Origin of the sequence: Micromonospora zamorensis (assembly GCF_900090275.1) — a bacterium.
Lineage (GTDB): Bacteria > Actinomycetota > Actinomycetes > Mycobacteriales > Micromonosporaceae > Micromonospora > Micromonospora zamorensis.
Genome location: NZ_LT607755.1, coordinates 681536 through 699556, shown reverse-complemented (window position 1 = coordinate 699556; position 18021 = coordinate 681536). Strand labels below are relative to the sequence as shown.

13 protein-coding genes and 1 pseudogene are annotated in these 18021 nt (G+C 69.9%); 5 read left to right on the top strand and 9 right to left on the bottom strand.

The genetic code is table 11. The features are described from left to right. Window positions 1–334 precede the first annotated feature (334 nt). The gene (locus GA0070619_RS03230) at window positions 335–895 is read left to right on the top strand and encodes a hypothetical protein (RefSeq protein ID WP_088946676.1); all 561 of its coding nucleotides are present in this window, start codon (window positions 335–337) and stop codon (window positions 893–895) included. A gap of 407 nt (window positions 896–1302) precedes the next feature. On the opposite strand, the gene GA0070619_RS03225 is transcribed toward GA0070619_RS03230, so the two are convergent. Both GA0070619_RS03225 and GA0070619_RS03220 read right to left on the bottom strand, forming a co-directional pair. Beyond that, window positions 1303–2142: a GNAT family N-acetyltransferase gene (locus GA0070619_RS03225; RefSeq protein WP_088946675.1), complete on the bottom strand. Its 840-nt coding sequence runs from the start codon at window positions 2140–2142 to the stop codon at window positions 1303–1305. Further along, window positions 2072–3412, bottom strand: a complete 1341-nt coding sequence (locus GA0070619_RS03220) for an MFS transporter (RefSeq protein WP_088946674.1) — start codon at window positions 3410–3412, stop codon at window positions 2072–2074. The genes GA0070619_RS03225 and GA0070619_RS03220 overlap by 71 nt, the downstream gene beginning before the upstream one ends. A 112-nt stretch (window positions 3413–3524) precedes the next feature. Between GA0070619_RS03220 and GA0070619_RS03215 the strand changes: the two genes are divergently transcribed. Further along, window positions 3525–4115: a PadR family transcriptional regulator gene (locus GA0070619_RS03215; protein WP_088946673.1), complete on the top strand. Its 591-nt coding sequence runs from the start codon at window positions 3525–3527 to the stop codon at window positions 4113–4115. A gap of 162 nt (window positions 4116–4277) precedes the next feature. On the opposite strand, the gene ispG is transcribed toward GA0070619_RS03215, so the two are convergent. The 5 genes and pseudogenes from ispG to GA0070619_RS03190 form a co-directional block, all read right to left on the bottom strand. After that, window positions 4278–5450: a flavodoxin-dependent (E)-4-hydroxy-3-methylbut-2-enyl-diphosphate synthase gene (gene ispG / locus GA0070619_RS03210; protein ID WP_088946672.1), complete on the bottom strand. Its 1173-nt coding sequence runs from the start codon at window positions 5448–5450 to the stop codon at window positions 4278–4280. Window positions 5451–5459: 9 nt separating this feature from the next. Then, window positions 5460–6710: a M50 family metallopeptidase gene (locus tag GA0070619_RS03205; RefSeq protein ID WP_088946671.1), complete on the bottom strand. Its 1251-nt coding sequence runs from the start codon at window positions 6708–6710 to the stop codon at window positions 5460–5462. Then, a complete protein-coding gene (gene dxr, locus GA0070619_RS03200) occupies window positions 6710–7921 on the bottom strand; it encodes a 1-deoxy-D-xylulose-5-phosphate reductoisomerase (protein ID WP_088946670.1) in 1212 nt (403 codons plus the stop codon). Before dxr ends, GA0070619_RS03205 begins: the two co-directional genes overlap by 1 nt. A gap of 43 nt (window positions 7922–7964) precedes the next feature. After that, a complete protein-coding gene (locus tag GA0070619_RS03195; protein WP_088946669.1) occupies window positions 7965–8597 on the bottom strand; it encodes a Uma2 family endonuclease in 633 nt (210 codons plus the stop codon). Between the two features lie 647 nt (window positions 8598–9244). Further along, window positions 9245–10120, bottom strand: a pseudogene (locus GA0070619_RS03190) (RHS repeat-associated core domain-containing protein); the annotation flags it as partial. A 164-nt stretch (window positions 10121–10284) separates the two neighbouring features. Here GA0070619_RS03190 and GA0070619_RS03185 point away from each other — a divergent pair. Further along, the gene (locus tag GA0070619_RS03185; protein WP_088946668.1) at window positions 10285–10728 is read left to right on the top strand and encodes a hypothetical protein; all 444 of its coding nucleotides are present in this window, start codon (window positions 10285–10287) and stop codon (window positions 10726–10728) included. A gap of 155 nt (window positions 10729–10883) precedes the next feature. Here GA0070619_RS03185 and GA0070619_RS03180 read toward each other — a convergent pair whose 3' ends face one another. Together GA0070619_RS03180 and GA0070619_RS03175 are read right to left on the bottom strand one after the other, a co-directional pair. Beyond that, on the bottom strand, window positions 10884–14576 hold the full coding sequence (locus tag GA0070619_RS03180; RefSeq protein WP_088946667.1) for a CARDB domain-containing protein: 3693 nt from the start codon (window positions 14574–14576) through the stop codon (window positions 10884–10886). 375 nt (window positions 14577–14951) lie between these two features. Next, entirely contained in the window at window positions 14952–15503 is a 552-nt protein-coding gene (locus GA0070619_RS03175; RefSeq protein WP_088946666.1) for a GNAT family N-acetyltransferase, read from the bottom strand. A 51-nt stretch (window positions 15504–15554) separates the two neighbouring features. On the opposite strand from GA0070619_RS03175, the gene GA0070619_RS03170 reads away from it, so the two are divergent. Beyond that, window positions 15555–16394: a YhjD/YihY/BrkB family envelope integrity protein gene (locus GA0070619_RS03170; protein WP_088946665.1), complete on the top strand. Its 840-nt coding sequence runs from the start codon at window positions 15555–15557 to the stop codon at window positions 16392–16394. An 11-nt stretch (window positions 16395–16405) separates the two neighbouring features. Next, complete coding sequence (locus GA0070619_RS03165; protein WP_088946664.1) at window positions 16406–18001, top strand: phytoene desaturase family protein; 1596 nt, start codon at window positions 16406–16408, stop codon at window positions 17999–18001. The last annotated feature ends 20 nt before the right edge of the window (window positions 18002–18021 follow it).

The window sequence follows — 18021 nt, the reverse complement described above, 5'->3', positions numbered from 1 at the left end:
GATGGCCCGGCCCCCGGAATGACCCCCGGCCCCCGGTCGTTGCAGTCCCCACGAGCGACCACCCCGCCACCGCTTCACACGAGCGGACGTCGGCGGATGGGCCCACCGGGGAATGACCCCCGACCCCCGGTCGTTACACATGGACCCGGCGCCCGAGCCCCCCGCTCGCAGGCCGCCGACCCGGCCCCCACAAGCCCCCCGCTTGACGGTGCCGATCTCCCCGAAGACTTTTCCCCTTGATTTTGATGCAGCGCCGGACGAGGTGCTCACACCCTTGCGTCGCCGACCCCCATTGGCGGTGCGGGTGTTTCCTACCCCCGAAGGAGCTACCCCCATGAACACGATCTTCCGTAAGAGCATGCTGTCTGTTGCTGGTCTCGCGTTCGCCGGTGGTGTCTTCGCCGGCCCGATCGCCGCCCACGCCAACCCCGTGGATGCCAAGCCGGTGGCGGTGGCGGTGCAGTCGGCCGCCCCGAAGCCCCAGGGCGACCAGTCCCACATCACCCTCAACGATGAGCAGACCGCCAACGTCAAGGCGATCATCGCCGCCACGAAGAAGGCCGGCCTGCCCGAGCGCGCCGCGGTCATCTCGATCGCGACGAGCCTGCAGGAGTCGAAGCTGGAGAACCTGGGCCACCTCGGCGACGCCAATGACCATGACTCGCTGGGCCTGTTCCAGCAGCGCCCGACCAGTGGTTGGGGTACGCCGGAGCAGATCACCGACCCGGCCTACTCGACGACCGCGTTCCTCAAGGGCCTGCGCCAGGTTGACGGGTGGCAGGACATGGCGCTGACCGACGCCGCGCAGACCGTCCAGGTCTCCGCCTACCCGGATGCCTACGCCCAGTGGGAGCAGCAGGCCACCGACCTGGTCGGCCAGTACTGGAACAGCTGACCCACCAACACGAACACTGAACGACCCGACCGCTGGCCGGCACCCCAACCCGGGGTGCCGGCCAGCGGCATATCCCGCACAACCACAAGGACACCAACAACCAGGCCCGGCAGACCTTGGACACTTTCCGTTAGCCGCTAACGGAAACTGTCCAAGATCTACCTGCGAAGCGGCAGAGATCGCCCCCCTCGGCACCCGGCAGGGGTGCGCCGGGGCCGCGGGGACTCGGCAGATCCGCGCGGCCCAGGTGCTGGCGGGGCGGTGCGGCACCCGGCACGCGGCAGGCGGCAGGCGGCAGGCGGCGCAGCACGCGGCGTCCGATGTCCAGTGCGGCACACGTGGCGCCCCGCACCCGGTGCCGGTGGCCGGTGCGGCACCCGCGCTCGGCACAGGGCGCCCGGCCAGGGTCAGAAGAGGACCGTGGCGAGGGTGCCGACCGGCTGGAAGCCGCAGCGTTCGTAGACCCGGCGGGCCGGGAGGTTGAAGTCGTTGACGTAGAGGCTGACAGTGGGGGCGACCCGCAGCAACGCGTCGCGGACCACGGCTGCCATGGCGGCTGTGGCGATCCCTCGGCCACGCCACTCGGGTGCGACCCAGACGCCCTGGACCTGCGCCGTCCGCTTGGTCACCACGGCCAGCTCGGCCTTGAACACGACCTTGCCGTCGACGAGGCGGGCGTACGCCCGACCGGCGCGGACCAGGTCGTTGACCCGTCGGCGGTAGCTGCGCCCGGCGTCCTCGGCCAGTGGGGAGACGCCGACCTCCTCGGTGTACATGGCAACTGCCGCGGGGAAGAGCCGGTCGACCTCGCCGGAGCGGACCTGGCGTACCTCCGGGTCGGCCGGTACGGGTGGCAGGGAGTCGGCGACCAGCAGCGGCTGGTTGGGGCGGACGTCTCGCGCTGGCCCCCAGGTGTCGGAGAGCCGGTCCCACAGCCCGAGCACTGCGTCGGCCCGACCGACGATGGACGAGCACAACCGCTCCTCGCCCGCGAGCAGGTCCGCGAAGGCGGACACCGCGGCGTCGCTCGCCAGCACCGGCGTCAGGTTGCCGCCGAGCCAGCACAGCGATTCGAGGTTGCGTCGTGCCCCGTACCCCAGGATTCTGCCCTCGGCCCGCCACCACGAGAGGCCGCGCGCGGCGATCCGTTCGGCGACCTGCGCGCCCGCGAACGGGTCATGGTCGAGTAGTCGCTCGACCGCGCGGCGCTCCGATTCCCCCAGTTGGCGTACCGGCACCGTCAGCACGACTACCAGCCTGCCAGATCGACCCCCCGGTCCGCCGGTCGAGTGACAAGGCTGGCACCTGCTCTGTCGGCTCACCGAGCGGCCGGGTTCGACCAGCCCACCGGACGACCGGTGGCACCAGTGCCCCGAGCAGGAGGAACAGGCCACCGAGCACGAACCAGCCCGGTACGCCCCAGCCCAGCGCGAGGGTGGTCACCACCACCGGCGCGAGCATCTTGCCCAGTTCGTAGCCCATGCCGTACGCCCCCTGGTACTGGCCCTGGGCGTCCGCTGGCGCGAGGCCGAAGGAGATCCCCCAACCGGCGGCGGAGTGCCACAGCTCCCCGGTCACGTGGGCGACCGAACCGCAGGCAAGCAGGCCGATGGCACCGGCCGTGGGCAGTGCACCGCTGGCGGCGAAGAGTACGCAGGCCAGGGCGATGGCCACCCCCGCTCGACGGGCGGCACGGGCGGCTCCGGGCAGGGTGGCGGCGGTGCCCGCGGCGCGGACCTGCAAGAGCACCACCAGCACGGTGTTGACCAGCGTCAACGCGGAGATCATCCAGATGGGCGCCCGGGTGTGCCCGGCGATCCACAGCGGCAGGGCGATGGTGAGCAGGCTGAAGTGCATGGACATCAGCCCGTCGACCAGGGTGAAGGCAAGGAACGGGCGGTCCCGCAGGGCGACCAGTCGAGGGCCGTGCGCGGGGGCGGCGACCGGGGCGATGCTGGGCAGTCGGATGAAGACCACCGCTGCGGCCAGCGACGCCGCCGCCGCGGCCAGGATCAGCGCGACGTACCCGGTGCGGGTGTCGGCGGCGATGGCAAAGCCGCCGAGGACCGCGCCGACGGAGATCCCGACGTTGGTGGTGGCCCGGAGGTAGGCGCGGGTGCGTACCCGCTGGTCGGCCGGGATCGCCCCGGCGATCAGCGCGCCCCGCGCACCGCGCTCCACCGCGTCGGCGAGCGCCGTGGCGGCTCCCACCAGCACGAAGGTGGGGAACGACCGGACAGCGATGAGGCCGATGGTGAGGGTGCCGGCGGCGAACAACGCGCCGACCTGTACGCCGCGCGGGCCGACCCGGTCGGCCAGGTAGCCACTGGGTGTGCTGGCCAGCACGCCGACGAGGGCCGAGATGGTCAGGCCGATGCCCACCTGGGTCGCCGACAGGCCGACCGACCGGGTCAGGAAGAGCGCGCTGGCGACGAGCCACAGGCCACGCCCGACGGTCTTGACCAGGGTGCCGACGGTGAGGACCCGGGCCGGGCCCGGTGGGGGAAGCAGGCGCATGACCGACACCTTAACAAGACGTACGTACGGTTTGTAAAGGGCCACTTGTCGGCGATGCATTGGCGATATATCGTTGATGCATCAGCGACAGTACGAAGAGAGGGAGAACCCGATGAGGTTCCATCGACAGCACCACCAGATGCACGAGGCCCGGATGCGTGGGTTCGGCTTCCCGCCGGTCCCGCCCGGCCCGCACGGCCACGGCGAGCACGGACACGGCGGCCCCTGGGGCGGCCGGGGCCGTGGACGGGGTCGGGGCCGACGCCCCAACGTCCGGGCGGCCGTGCTGGCTCTGCTCACCGAGCGGCCGATGCACGGTTACGAGATGATCCAGGAGATCGACTCCCGCACCGGCGGCGCGTGGCGGCCGAGCCCGGGCTCGATCTACCCCACCCTCCAGCTGTTGGAGGACGAGGGCGTGATCGTCGCCAGCACGGAGGAGTCCGGCGGCGGACGGAAGCGGTTCACGGTCACCGAGGCCGGTCAGGCCGAGGCCACCGAGGCGGCGCAGACCCCGGCGTGGGCGGACGTCGCCCAGGGCACGGTGAGCAGCTGGCACGACATCCGCGACTCCGGCGCGCAGGCGATGAACGCGCTACGACAGGTCATGATGAACGGCACCGACGACCAGCGTGAGCGGGCCGCTCAGGTGCTCGACGAGACGCGGCGCAAGCTGTACGCGATCCTCGCCGAATCCGAGTGACACCAGCCCGCACCACCGCGAGGCGAAACCGCAGTGACGCGAGCCCCGCAGTGACGCGAGCCGCATCCACCGCACACCAACCACGCCCCGCACCGACGGGGCCGGGATGCAACAAAAGCGGCCGTTCCCCCGGGGGAACGGCCGCTTTTTCCAACTGGAAAATCAGTGCACGGTGACCGTCGGGCCGGTGATCAGCCCGCGCAGCTCCTCGGGCAGCTCGGCGCCCATCTCGTCGGCGATCCGCAGCGCCTCCTCGATCAGCGTCTCCACGATCTGCGCCTCGGGCACCGTCTTGACGACCTTGCCCTTGACGAAGATCTGGCCCTTGCCGTTGCCGGAGGCGACGCCCAGGTCGGCCTCGCGTGCCTCGCCGGGACCGTTGACGACGCAGCCCATCACGGCGACCCGCAGCGGCACCGGCAGCCCTTCCAGACCGGCGGTGACCTCCTCGGCGAGCTTGTAGACGTCGACCTGGGCCCGCCCGCAGGACGGGCAGGAGACGATCTCCAGGCCCCGCTCGCGCAGGCCCAGCGACTCCAGGATCTGGTTGCCGACCTTGATCTCCTCCACCGGCGGGGCGGACAGCGACACGCGGATGGTGTCGCCGATCCCCTCGGCGAGCAGGGCGCCGAAGGCGACCGCCGACTTGATGGTGCCCTGGAAGGACGGGCCGGCCTCGGTGACACCGAGGTGCAGCGGGTAGTCGCACTGCTCGGCGAGCTGCCGGTACGCGCGGATCATCACGACCGGGTCGTTGTGCTTGACCGAGATCTTGATGTCGCGGAAGCCGTGCTCCTCGAACAGCGAGCACTCCCACAGCGCCGACTCGACGAGCGCCTCGGCGGTGGCCTTGCCGTACTTGGACAGCAGCCGCTTGTCCAGCGAGCCGGCGTTCACGCCGATGCGGATCGGCACCCCCGCCGCCCCCGCGGCGCGGGCGATCTCCTTGACCTTGTCGTCGAACTGGCGGATGTTGCCCGGGTTGACCCGGACCGCCGCGCAGCCGGCGTCGATCGCCGCGAAGACGTACTTGGGTTGGAAGTGGATGTCGGCGATCACCGGGATCTGCGACTTCTTGGCGATCGCGGGCAGCGCCTCGACGTCGTCCTGGGACGGCACGGCCACCCGGACGATCTGGCAGCCGGACGCGGTCAGCTCGGCAATCTGCTGGAGGGTGGCGTTGATGTCGGAGGTGAGGGTCGTGGTCATCGACTGCACCGACACCGGCGCACCGCCGCCGACCGGCACCGAACCGACCATGATCTGGCGGCTGGCCCGACGGGGAGCGAGCGGCGGGGGCGGCACGGCTGGCATACCGAGACTGATTGCGGTCACTTCAGGCACTCACCTTGAGAAGAGCGTGATGGGGTTGACCACGTCCGCGGCGATGGTCAGCAGCGTGAACGCGCCACCGATCAGGATCACCACGTACGTGAAGGGCATCAGTTTGAGGTAGTCCACCCGGCCGGGGTCGGCCCGCCCGATCCGCGCGTAGACCCAGGAGCGGGCCCGTTCGAACCAGGCGATGGCGATGTGGCCGCCGTCCACCGGGAGCAGCGGCAGCAGGTTGAACACGCCGATGAAGAAGTTCAGCGACACGAAGAGCATGAAGAAGACCAGCCAGGCGTTGTTCTCCACCGCCTCGCCGCCGAGTCGGCTGGCGCCGACCACACTGATCGGGGTGTCGACGTCCCGCTCGCCGCCGGTGAGGGCGGTCCACAGGGCGGGGACCTTCTGCGGGAGACGCTGGAGCGCCTTCACGGTGCCGACGGCCAGCTCACCGGTGAAGTCGGCGGTGGCACCGAAGGCGCCGACCGGCCCGTACGTCACGCGGGTGGGCGTGCTGGGGACGAGCCCGACGCCGAGCGCGGCCACCGGCGCGGCGGCACCGGTCGGGTTGTCCAGCGGCGGACGCTGGGTCTGCGCGAGCACCGTGCTGGTGGTGCCCGGCTGCCCGTCGCGGACGTACGCGATCTGCGCGGTGTCGCCCGGCTTGAGACCGCGCAGCGTGGTGAGCAGGTCGCCGTAGGAGTTGACCGGCGTGCCGTTGACCGAGGTGATCCGGTCACCGTTGCGCAGTTGCGCCTGCGCGGCGGGGCTGGCCGCGTCGGCGCTCGTGCACGCGCGGACCGCGTTCTCCGGGACCACGCAATCGCTGAGCTGGATGACCGCGGGCTCCTGGCGGGCCTGCGCGTCGGTGGTCGGGAAGTCCGGGTTGGGCAGGCCGGCGGAGACGGCGAGGATCCAGATCGTGACCAGGGCGAGCGCGAAGTGCGTGACCGAGCCGGCGGCCATCACGATCGTCCGCTTCCAGACCGGGTAGCGCCACATCACCCGCGACTCGTCACCCGGCTCGACGTCGTCGTCCTGCGGAGTCATCCCGACGATCTTGCAGAAGCCGCCGAGCGGGATGCCCTTGACGCCGTACTCGGTTTCGCCTCGCTGGAACGACCAGACGGTGGGGCCGAAACCGACGAAGAACTTCGTGACCTTCATCCCGAACGCCTTGGCGGTCAGCAGGTGACCCGCCTCGTGCAGGCTCACCGAGATGAGAATGGCCAGGGCGAAGAGGACCACCCCGAGCAGGTACGACATCAAGCTCCTTCCACCGAACCCGCGATGATCTCCTGCGCGTGCGCGCGTGCCCACGACTCGGCAGCGAGCACGTCCTCGACGGTACCTGGTTCGTCGAAGTCCGGAGCGTCCTCCAACACGCGTTCGAGGGTGTCGACGATGCCGAGGAACGGCAGCCGGCCCGCCACGAACGCCGCGACGCACTCCTCGTTCGCCGCGTTGTAGATCGCCGGCCGGGAACGCCCGGCCTCCCCCGCGGCCTTGGCCAGCGCGACGGCCGGGAACGCCTCGTCGTCCAGCGGCGCGAACTCCCAGGTGTGCGCGGCCGTCCAGTCCACCGCCCTGGACGCCTCCGGCACCCGGTCCGGCCAGCCGATGCCCAGCGCGATGGGCAGCCGCATGTCCGGTGGGCTGGCCTGGGCGATCGTCGACCCGTCGACGAACTCGACCATCGAGTGGATCACCGATTGCGGGTGCACCATCACTGTGATGTCGGCGTACGGCACGTCGAACAGCTCGTGCGCCTCGATCACCTCAAGGGCCTTGTTGACCATGGTGGCCGAGTTGATCGTGACGACGGGCCCCATGTTCCAGGTGGGGTGCGCGAGCGCCTGCTCGGGTGTGACCTGCGTCAACTCGTCGCGCCGCCGACCGCGGAACGGGCCGCCGCTGGCCGTGACGATCAACCGGCGCACCTCAGGGCGCGAGCCGGAGCGCAGGCACTGGGCCAGCGCCGAATGCTCCGAGTCGACCGGCACGATCTGCCCCGGCCGCGTCACCGCGGCCCTGACCAGCGGGCCGCCGGCCACGAGGGACTCCTTGTTGGCCAACGCGAGGGTACGACCACCACGCAGCGCAGCCAGCGTAGGAGCGAGGCCCAGCGAGCCGACCACCCCGTTGAGCACGACGTCGCACGGCCACTGGGCCAGCTCGGTCATGGCGTCGGGACCGGCCACGATCTTGGGAAGCTTGAAGTCGCCGGTGGCCCAGCCGCGCCGGCTCGCCTCGGCGTAGAACGCCAGTTGCAGGTCCTGCGCGGCGGACGCCTTGGCCACCCCGACCGCCTCGACGCCCAGTTCGAGGGCCTGCGCGGCGAGCAGCTCGACATTGCCGCCACCCGCACCCACGGCGACCACCCGGAACCGGTCGGGGTTACGCCGAACGATGTCGATGGCCTGCGTGCCGATCGAGCCGGTGGACCCGAGCAGGACAAGGTCGCGGGGGGAAGTCACGAGGCCATTCTTCCCCACCCCCGCTGAACACCCGCTGGGAGCCTCAGCCCTCCCCGCCCGGCTCCTCCTCGTCCAGCAACTCGGCCGGGTCGATGGAGAATTCGAACGGCTCCCGCATCGCGAAGGTGCTCCCTGCCGCAGCGGCGGCCAACGGGCGGTACTCCCCGTCGACCAGCTCCAACAGCGCCATGGTCGGCACCCGGTTGCGCAGGTCCACCCGAAGGAAGAACGGCACCCCGGCGGCGGCGTACTCCCTGGGCCTGTCGATCACGTCCTTACGCCGATTTCCAGGAGACACGATCTCCCCCAGCAGCACCGCCTCGGCGATGGGGACCGTCGTGCGGCCACCACCGGATTTGCGCAGCACGGCGATGTCCGGAATGAAGAGGTCATCCCCGGCGATGACGTTGATCTCCGGGTAGACCCAGAATCCGGCCTTCCGCGCAGCACGGTGAAGCACGTACGGCAGCTCCCGCTCGACCGACTGATGATCGATTCCCGCGTGTGGTGTCACGATCACGCTTCCGCTCAGGACCTCAACCCTGGGGCCGTTGGTCTCCGGCAACAGGTCGAGGGCGAGCTGCGCGGTCCAAGGCTCGTCGTGCCACCGCAGCACGTCGAACGACGGCTCGGTGTGCTGCGGCGCCGGCTCCGGCGCGAACGCGGCCTGGGCCATCCGGGCTCACCCCCTCAGCGGGACATTCTGCTCAGCTCAGCCTAGCCACCGCAGCCTCAGCTGTGCGTCGTCGCACACCCAGTCCGGCGTCCGCAAGGACAACCCTCCGTGCGTTGCCAAGCGCTGAGCGGTAGCAGTCTCTACTTGGCTCACCGAAAGGGGAGGTTCAGCGTCAGGAGACGCTACGCCGAGCACGTCACCCGGGTTAATGGAGCTATCTTATTCCGGTTCGTATCTTACGGCACATTTCTAACAGAGATGCTTCGCTGTCGTCGTTCCCCTCAGCCCAACCCACAACAGCCAAGGCTTCAACAATCTTGAATCCAAACTCTTGCCGCAGTGCTGCTGCCGCCTGAATGTACTGACCAGGCTCTCCATGAAGCCTGATTATGCGAGCAATATCAACTAGGCCGCCACCAGAATCGATCGACGCGCGAAACATATGACGCCACTCTCCCGCAACAGACATCACGGCCTGCCGAACTGTAGCCGAACGGGCGCCCCGCCAGATACCTCTTGGTCTACATGCAACGGCTTCGTGAAGCCATGCCTTTGAGCCATTTTTCCGGTCCAGGTCATCCATGCAGCCTGTTCCGGCGTGCTTCCGCCTGCAAGTGCTGCGACAAACGATGCCTTGTTCTCATCCACACCGACAGACCCGTCGGGTCCGAGTGGGTCACCGGGTTGTTGTGGGCGTACGCGTACCCGTTGGACTGTGCCGGGTCGGCCAGGTCCAGGACCGGGTCGGCGCACAGGAACCGTCCCACGGCCGGGTCGTACAGGCGGGCGCCGAGCGGGGTGTAACCCGAGGCGTCATCGCGGACCGCACCGAGGAATCCGGTGTTGTTCTGCATGTTGACGCCGAGGGGCGCAGGCCCCGCTGGTTGCCGAACGGATCCTGCTTCCGGATTCGCACGGGCATCGCCGTGTCGTACATGCCGATCTCGGCGTACGTGCTGCCCTGGTGATCGCCTGCGAGGGCCAGCAGGTAGGAGTTGGCAACAGCGTTGTTCGCGTAGCGCACCACGGCGCCACCCGGCGTGGAATAGGACCGCTGGGGCGGAGACCTGCAACCCGCCCCTCTGCACGGTCAGCTGCGCTTCACCCAGGTTCAGGGTGGCCTGACGCTGCTGGATCGTCAGGAGACGGTTGCGGCCCGGCCCGTAGATGTGCCGGGCCTCGTCCTGCGCCTCCCACTGCTGGGCAGGCCCAGTGGCGCACGCCGCCAACACGATCGGCGTGCCATCGGCGGTCGCCGCGTCCTTGACGGCGACACACAGCCCGGAGGCGGGGTGCTTGAGCTGCCCGGTCGACAGGCGTCCACCTGCTGGCCCGCGGAGCCGTTGCAGCTCTGCACGGCGAAGGCTGAGCCCGCGGTGTTAGCCGCCGGCTGGAGGCACCAGTTGTCGTACGCGGCGAGCGTGCCCAGGTTGGGTTGCCTGGTTCGGTGTGGCAGCGAAGGCCCACTTCTGGGCGGGAGAGTCGTTGCACCCATACAACTGCAAGGGCTGGTTCGGGGTAGCAAGGCCACGACTGAGGTGTGCGGGAGGCGCAGTTGGCCAACACGCGGTTCGCTCGGGGCCCGTTGCCGTCCGACCGTCATGATCATGCGTCTGATCGACGGATAGCCCGCCGTGGCCTGCTCCGTAACATCAGCGGCGATCACGATCACAGACGGGGGAACACCATGAACCAGAAACTCCAGGCCCGCGCGTTCGAGCGGGTGGCGCCGATCCTGAAGCCGGGGGAACGGCCGGTCACCGCGACCCGGGCGATGGTCGGAAGCTTCTCGGCCAGTCGGCTCGGGACGGCCGTTGCTCAGGGGCTGATCCAGGCTGCTGCCGGTGCGACGGGTGCCGCGCTGGCGCGGACCAAGAAGCAGTTCGTCGTGCTCACCGACCAGCGGCTGATCTTTCTGCCGCAGACCTTCCTCGGCGGGCCCGGCACCGGTGTTCTCGGCGAGGTGCCCCGGGAACACGTCGAGCTCGCCGAGGCGAAGATGGGCCTTGTGAGCCTGCTCCGCCTCGCCTTCGGCGGTACGGGGGACGGCGTCAGCCTGACCTTCCCGCGGGTGGACAAGAAGAACGCCGAGGAGCTCGCGGCAGCCCTGGCGCCGGTGCCGACCGCCTGATCGGGGCCGGCCCGCGTCGACCTGGCCGCCGCGGCCGTGGCGTTGCCGGCACTGCGGCGGTGTCTCCGCGACGCACAGGCTTGGTCGACTCGGGCTTACGGAAGTCGGGGTGTCCGCGTACTGCGGACACCCCGACTTCCTGGAAAACGTGTTGATCAGGGGTTGATGACGAACTGCGAGCCCGGCTGGATGACGATGTTGCCGTCGGCCGAGTTCGTGATGGTCACGTTCGTCAGGTTGGCGTTGCCGCGCGCGCCGCTCATCGCGAGGATGCCGGCGCCGTTGTTGGACTTGTCGATCCGCACATTGGTGATGGCGACGTTCGGCATGTTGCCGCCGCCGTTCTTGAACTGGATGCCGTCGAACGTGGAGTCGATGATGTCGGTGTCGCGGATCGTGACGCCGACGATGTCCCTGGTGGCGGGGAAGAGCGTGATGGCCCCGAACTCCTGGTCCTCGTTCCAGAAGGCGCCACCGGTGCGGTAGAGCCCGTTGTTGGCGATCAGCGTCGTGCCGGAGAACGGCAGCGGGTCGTGGTCGGTCGCCAGCATGATGCCCGGGTAGTTCGCCGTGTCGTAGATCAGGTTGTTCTCGATGGAGTTGTCGTAGCCGCCGTAGATGGCGATGCCGTTGGCCCGCCAGGGCAACTGGATGGTGTTGTTGACGAAGTGGTTGTCGTGGGCGATGTCGACGTTGCGGTCCTTCACGTACGGGTTGGCCCAGACCGCGAGCGCGTCGTCACCGGTGGTGCGGAACGACGAGTTGAACACCCGCGAGTTGCGCGTGCCGTTGCTGAAGTTGATGCCGTCGGCGTACGTGTTGCGGATCCGCATGCCGGTGAACTCCAGCCCGTCGGCCGGCCCCCACAGGTCGGGGATGTTGTCGTAGTCGCGACCCACCCAGACACCCACGTTGGCGTGCTCGATCCACACGTTGCTGATCCGGGTGCCGGTGCCGAAGCGACCGTTCAGACCGACGCCACCCTCGGCGTTGCCGTCACCGCCACGGATCCGGCCGGAACCGAAGATGGCGATGTCGGAGATCTGGGTGTTCTTGTCGATGTCGAAGCCGAAGTTGCCCTCGTGGGGGTGGTTGATGCCACCCACCACGTTCTGCGGCTCGGTCAGCGTGTAGAGCTGCGAGTGCCACATCCCGGCGCCCCGGATGGTGACGTTGCTGATGCCGACCTGGTTGTGCGTGCCCCGGTTCAGCGGGTCGTCGGTCAGGATCTTCTGCTCCTGCCGCCACTGCCCGGCCGGGATCCATACGCAGCTGATGACGCCGTTCTGGTCGTCGGTCACCGCGCGCTGGATGGCGGCGGTGTCGTCGAGCCCATCGTTCGGGACCGCCCCGTACGAGGTAATCGAGGTGCAGCCGGCCGGCTGGCTCGCCGCCGGTGCCACCTGCTCCAGGTCGATCATGTCGATGACGTAGAACGAGGCGGTGTCACCCGAGTCGCGCTGCAACTTGAACCGGGTGCCGGCCGGGTACGACTGCCCCAGCAGTGCGTTCGACTCGTCGAAGAGCCGTCGGGCGTCGGCCTGCGGGGTGTTGGTCAGCGCCTCCGGCCCGTCGGTGTTGCCGTAGAGCCAGCTGTGCCGCGACGACAGTGTCAACTTCCGGGAGAAGACGTCGTTGACGTAGAGGCTGATGGTCGCCTCGATGCCGCCACCACCGGGCGCGTCCGGGATCGAGTTACGCACCACGATGGAGTTGGCCTGGTTGGCCGAGGTGAACTCGACGAACTGTCCGGTGCTGGTGAGCCGTACCGACCTGCGGCCGGAGGATTCGCTGGCGAAGTTGGTGTGGCCGAAGGTACGCAGCGCGTCGGGCTCCAGCAGCGTGCCCTGGTAGCGAGCGGCCTCGGCCTCGTACGAGACGTACGGGACGGCTGCGCCGCGCCCGACCACGATCGACTGGCTGAACCCGTTGTTGGTCTCGTTGGTCTCGGTCACCGCATTGGTCGCGTCGGCGGTGGCCGTGATGGTGGCACCTCCGCTGGTGGCGGTCCAACTGCCGGTGACGGCCACGTTGACCGTCGCGCCGGCCGCGATCGAGGCGGTGCTGGTGTTGAGCGTGGTGCTGCCCACCACCAACCGGGTGACAGTGGTCGCGCCGGTCGCGGTGGTGCCACGGTTGCGGACCGCCACGGTGAAGGTGACGGACGCGCCGACCGCCGGGTTCGGCGGGTTCGAGGCGATGCTGAGCACCTGCAGGTCCGGGCCGGGCGCCTGCGCGACCACCAGCGGCGACGCCGCCGTGAAGCTGTTGTTGCCGTTGTTCTGCTCGACGATCGTGTTCGTCGGGTCGACCACCGCCGAGACGGCGTAGCTGCCCATCGGCCGGGTGCCGGCGTTGAACGACACGGTGGTCGAGCCGCCCGCGGCGAGCGCGCCCACCGTGGCGCTGCCGGCGACGGCGCCGGCCAGGCTGAAGTTCACAGTGGTCGCCGCGGCGGCGGCGGAGCCGATGTTGCGCACCACGGCCGAGAGCGTGACCGGGGAGACCTCGCTGGGCGAGGTCGGCGACCAGGTCACCGAGCTGACGACCAGGTCCGGGTTGGGCGCCGGCGTGCCGCACACCTCGAACTCGGCCACCTGGCCGGACGGGGCGCCGGTGTTGCCGGTGAACCGCAACTGCACGTCCGCGGTGGTCGCGGTGACCGGGATGCTCACCACGTTGGTGCCCTGGACGAACTGGTAGGTCGCCGCCGACACCAGACTGGTGTACGAGGACGAGGCCTGGTCGCGGCCGAGGACCTGGATGGTCTGGGTACGGGTGCCCCAGGCCGGGTCCGGGTTGAGCTTGACGGTGACGCCGGAGATGGTGTGGTTGGCACCCAGCGCGACGGTCAGGTTCTGCGGGTAGCTCGCCGCGCCCTCCCAGTAGGTGGTGAGCTGCCCGTCGTTGGCCTTGTCCGGGGTGAAGCTGAAGGTGGAGCCGCTCGCCGTCATGCTCTTGCCCTGCGCCACGTTGGTGCAGGCGGGCGGGTTGCTGCCGGTCCGGGTGACGGTGTTGCTGTTGCCGGACAGGTTGCTGGCGGCGTCGCGCGCCCGGACGTGGTAGGACACGGTGGCCGTCGTCGGCTGGGTGTCGTTGAAGGTGGTCACGTTCCCGATGGACTGGAGGAACGCGCCGTTGCGGTAGACGTCGTAGCCGGCGATGCCGCTGCCACCCGCGTTGTCGGTCGAGGCCACCCAGTTGAGGCTGATGGTGGTGCCCGACTGGGTGTACGAGAGGTTGCCGGGGACGCTCGGCGCGGTGGTGTCCGGGGTGGTGCCGCCGCTGCCGTACACCTCCAGCTCGGAGAGCTGCCCGGCCGGCCAGGCGCTGTTGGCGGTGATGGTGATCCGCACGTAGCGGGTGGAGGTCTGACCGAAGTTGATGGTGACCGTGCTGCCGCTAGCCGGGTTGAAGGTGTACGTCTGGGACCCGACCAGGTCGGTGAACGACGAACCGTTGACGCTGCCCTGCACGCTCAACGTCTGCGTCCGGGTGCCCCAACCGGAGGTCGGCAGTTTCAGTACGACCTGGTTGACGCTCTGCGATGAGCCGAGATCGACCTGGACCCACTCCGGGAAGGAGTTGTTGACGCTCTCCCAGTAGCTGCCCGCGTTGCCGTCGACGACCTTCGACGAGTCGTAGACGTCGGCGTGGCCGCTCTCCTGGGTGGGTCGGCCCTGCGCGAGGTTGGTGGCCGCCGCGGCGAAGCCGGCGCTCGGCGCGGCCGCCGTGTCGGCGGGGCGGGCGGCACTGGCGGGGTTCGCGAGGGCGGTGGCCCCTGCCGTGGCGATCAGCGTGGCCGCGGCTGTCGCCGCCACCATCCTGAACAGATTCGTTCGTCTCATCACTGTCCTTGTCGTCGGGGGGACGGCTGCCGCGGCGGCTTGACCACGGGGGGTGGGGGTGCGGCGGTGGGACGACCATCAACGGGCCCCCCAGGGGGCCCGTTGAATCTTCCGAGGACATGCGCTAAATCACGCACGTCTTTGTCAAAATCTTGCGCAACTTTGACCAAAGGTTACTGACGTGCTACGGGAGCGTCAACACTTCGACCACCGTGACTATTTATGGGCATGCGCGTCCTGCGGGCCGTCGCCACTTCGCTGTGGCGGGCGCCCGTCGGCACAACAGTGATGCCGGCGAGTCGTCAGAACGACTCACCGGCATCAGGGTTCGCAACGCGTTGGGCTCACGGCACGGGCACGGAGGTGCCCGGGTGTTCAGGCAGTCGGCGCCGCTCGGACGAAGGTCTCCAACTCCTCACCGCCGTACCACTCGGTGCGCCGGCCCACGTGCTCCATGCCGAGGCGCCGGCAGACCGCCATCGACGGCTCGTTGCCCGGCGACACGACCGCGTAGATCTCCGAGGTGCCGGCCGCGAACTCCCGCGCCATGAGGGCACGGGCCGCCTCGGTGGCGTAGCCGTGACCCCTAGAGTCCGGATGCAGGTGCCAGCCCGTCTCGATGTCCTCGGTGAGCTGCGTCTCCGGGTTCCCCGGCAGCCGCTTGAGCAACACTGTGCCCGCCACCAGCCCGGTCTCGCGTACCTCCATCGCCCAGGTGCCGTACCGGCCTCCGTCGGCGGCGTGCCGGTTCTGCCAGATGCGCAGCCGATCGATGGCCTCGCTCGGGTCGGTCAGCGGCAGACCCGGTGCCGCGCCCAACCAGCGGGTGATCTCGGGGCGGGAATAGATGTCGTAGATCCGGGCCAGATCAGCCGGATCGTCGGTCCAATCGCGCAGGATGAGGCGTTCGGTGGTGACAACAGTCATGACCCGCGATCTTAAGGAGTGGCGGCCCCGACGACAGGGAAAGGCATCACGATGGGCAGCGGATGGCAGCAGGCGAAGCGGATCACCCGGGCCGCGTTCCGCCCGCTACGTGGGCGGGACCTGTCACTGCACGCCGCCGCGATCACCTTCTACGGCGCGATCGCCGTGGTGCCGGTCGCCCTGTTGGCGATCTGGCTCACCTCCCTGGTCGCCGGAGCCGACCGGGTACGCCGGCTCACCTCGTACGCCGTGGAAGCCCTGCCCACCGCGATCGGCGCACCCCGCGCGGTGGACGCGTTGGTCAACGCCGGGGTGGAGTTGACCCCGCTGCTGGCTCTGGCCTCGCTGCTTCCCGCGTCCCTGTACGGCGAGGGGCTGCGCCGGGCGTTCGTCTCGGTGGCGGCACCCCGTTCCGACGAGCACCTGGTCGGCTGGCGGGGTCGGATCCTCCTGCTACCGCTGCTCGCGCCGGCCCCCGCGCTGCTGCTGTCGATCCTGCTGGCACTCCCGCTCACCACCCGTCTCGTCCGTCAGGGCGGCTGGGTCGGCGCGCTGGGCGTGGTGCTGTCGTTCCTGGCGGTCTGGCTGGTGCTCACGCCGGTGCTGGTGTGGGTGTTCCGGGTCGTCGGGTCGGCCTCCCCGGACTGGCTCTCCACGCTCGGGATCGGATCGTTCACCGCGGCGAACCTCTCCGGCTTCCTGCACGGCTTCGTGCTCTTCGCCTCGCTCCCCCTGGACCTGGGAGTGCCGTTCGGTGGCTTCGACGAGATCGGCGCCGGCGTGGCCGTGCTCCTATGGCTCTACATGTTCCACGTGATCGTCCTGGCCGGTTACTCCGCCACCCTGACCCTCTCCCGCTGGCGCGCCCAGCGCACCGGCTCCACGGACTAGGCTGCGGCGGCATGAGCAGTGAGATTCCGGCCCGCGCCGACGTCGTGATCGTCGGTGCCGGGCACAACGGCCTGGTCTCCGCAGTCCTGCTGGCCCGCGCCGGCCTGGACGTCCTGGTGCTGGAGGCGGCCGACGTGATCGGCGGCGCGACCCGCACCGAGAACCCGTTCCCGAAGGTGCCAGGGCTGCGGCACTCCACCGGCTCGTACCTGCTCGGGTTGATGCCACCGGAACTGCTCGCCACGCTCGACGTCCGGATCCCGGTGCTGCGCCGCGACCCGCACTACTTCCTGCCCACGCCGGGTGGCCTCGGCTCGCCGTACCTGCTCTTCGGAAGCGACACCGCAGCCACCCGGGCGCAGCTCGCGGAGTTCTTCTCCCCCGCCGACGTGGCCGCCGACGACGCCATGCAGGCCGAACTGGCCGCGCTGCGCGAGGATCTCGCCCCGGCCTGGCTGGCCGAGCCACTGAGCGTCCAGGAGACCGCGGAGCGGCACGTGCGACCGGCGCTGCGGCAGGTCTTCGTCGACCTCGTGCAGGGCTCGGTGGCCGACTACCTGGCCCGGTTCGAGTTCCGCTCCGAGCTGCTGGTCAGCATGTACGCGGTCACCGACGGGCTGTCCGGCCTCAACGCCGGCCCGGACGACCCCGGCACGGGCCACAACTTCCTCGTGCACAACATGTGCCGGCTGCCCGGGTCCGGCGGCACCTGGATGATCGCCGAGGGTGGGATGGGCACTGTCTCACGGACGTTCGCCGAGGCCGCCCGCGCCGCCGGGGCGACAATCCTGACCGGTACGCCGGTGAGTGCGGTGACCCTCGACGGCGGCGCGGCCAGCGGAGTGGTGCTGGCCGACGGCCGACAGGTCGCCGCCAAGGTGGTGCTCGGCGCGTGTGACCCGTACCGGTTGATGGACCTGCTGCCCGACGGCGCGCTCCCGGCGCCGCTCGGCGAACGGATGGCGGCGGTCCGCCGCCCCGGCACCACCCTCAAGCTCAACCTGGCGCTCACCGGGCTGCCCCGGTTCTCCTGCCTGCCGGCCGACGCGCCGAGCCCGTTCGGCTCGACCATCCACCTGCTGCCCGGCTCCGCGTCGCTGGTCGGCGGGGACGACACGTCGCCGATGACCGCGCTGCGCTCGATGTGGGCGGACGTGCAGGCCGGGCGACTGCCGGCGGAGCCGACCATCGAGTGGTACCTGCACACCACCGTCGACCCGTCGCTCTCCGACGCCGCCGGGCACCACTCGTCGGCGCTCTTCGTCCAGTCGGTCCCCTACGAGCTGGCCGGCACCACCTGGGACGCGGCACTGCCCGGCTACGTCGACCGGCTCATCGGGATCGTCGAGCGGTACGCCCCCGGCACCGGTGACCTGATCGCCGACGCGGTGCCGCTCCCCCCGCCCGGCATCGAGAAGCACTTCGGCATCACCGGCGGGCACATCCACCACGTCGACAACACGGTCTCGTTCACCGACCGGATGCCCTACGCCACCGGCATCGACGGCGTGTACGCCGGCAGCGCCGGCTGCCACCCGGCCGGCAGCGTCATCGGCGCGGCAGGCCACAACGCCGCCCGCCGAATCCTCACGGACCTGGGCCGCTGACCCCGACCTACCGCAGAAGT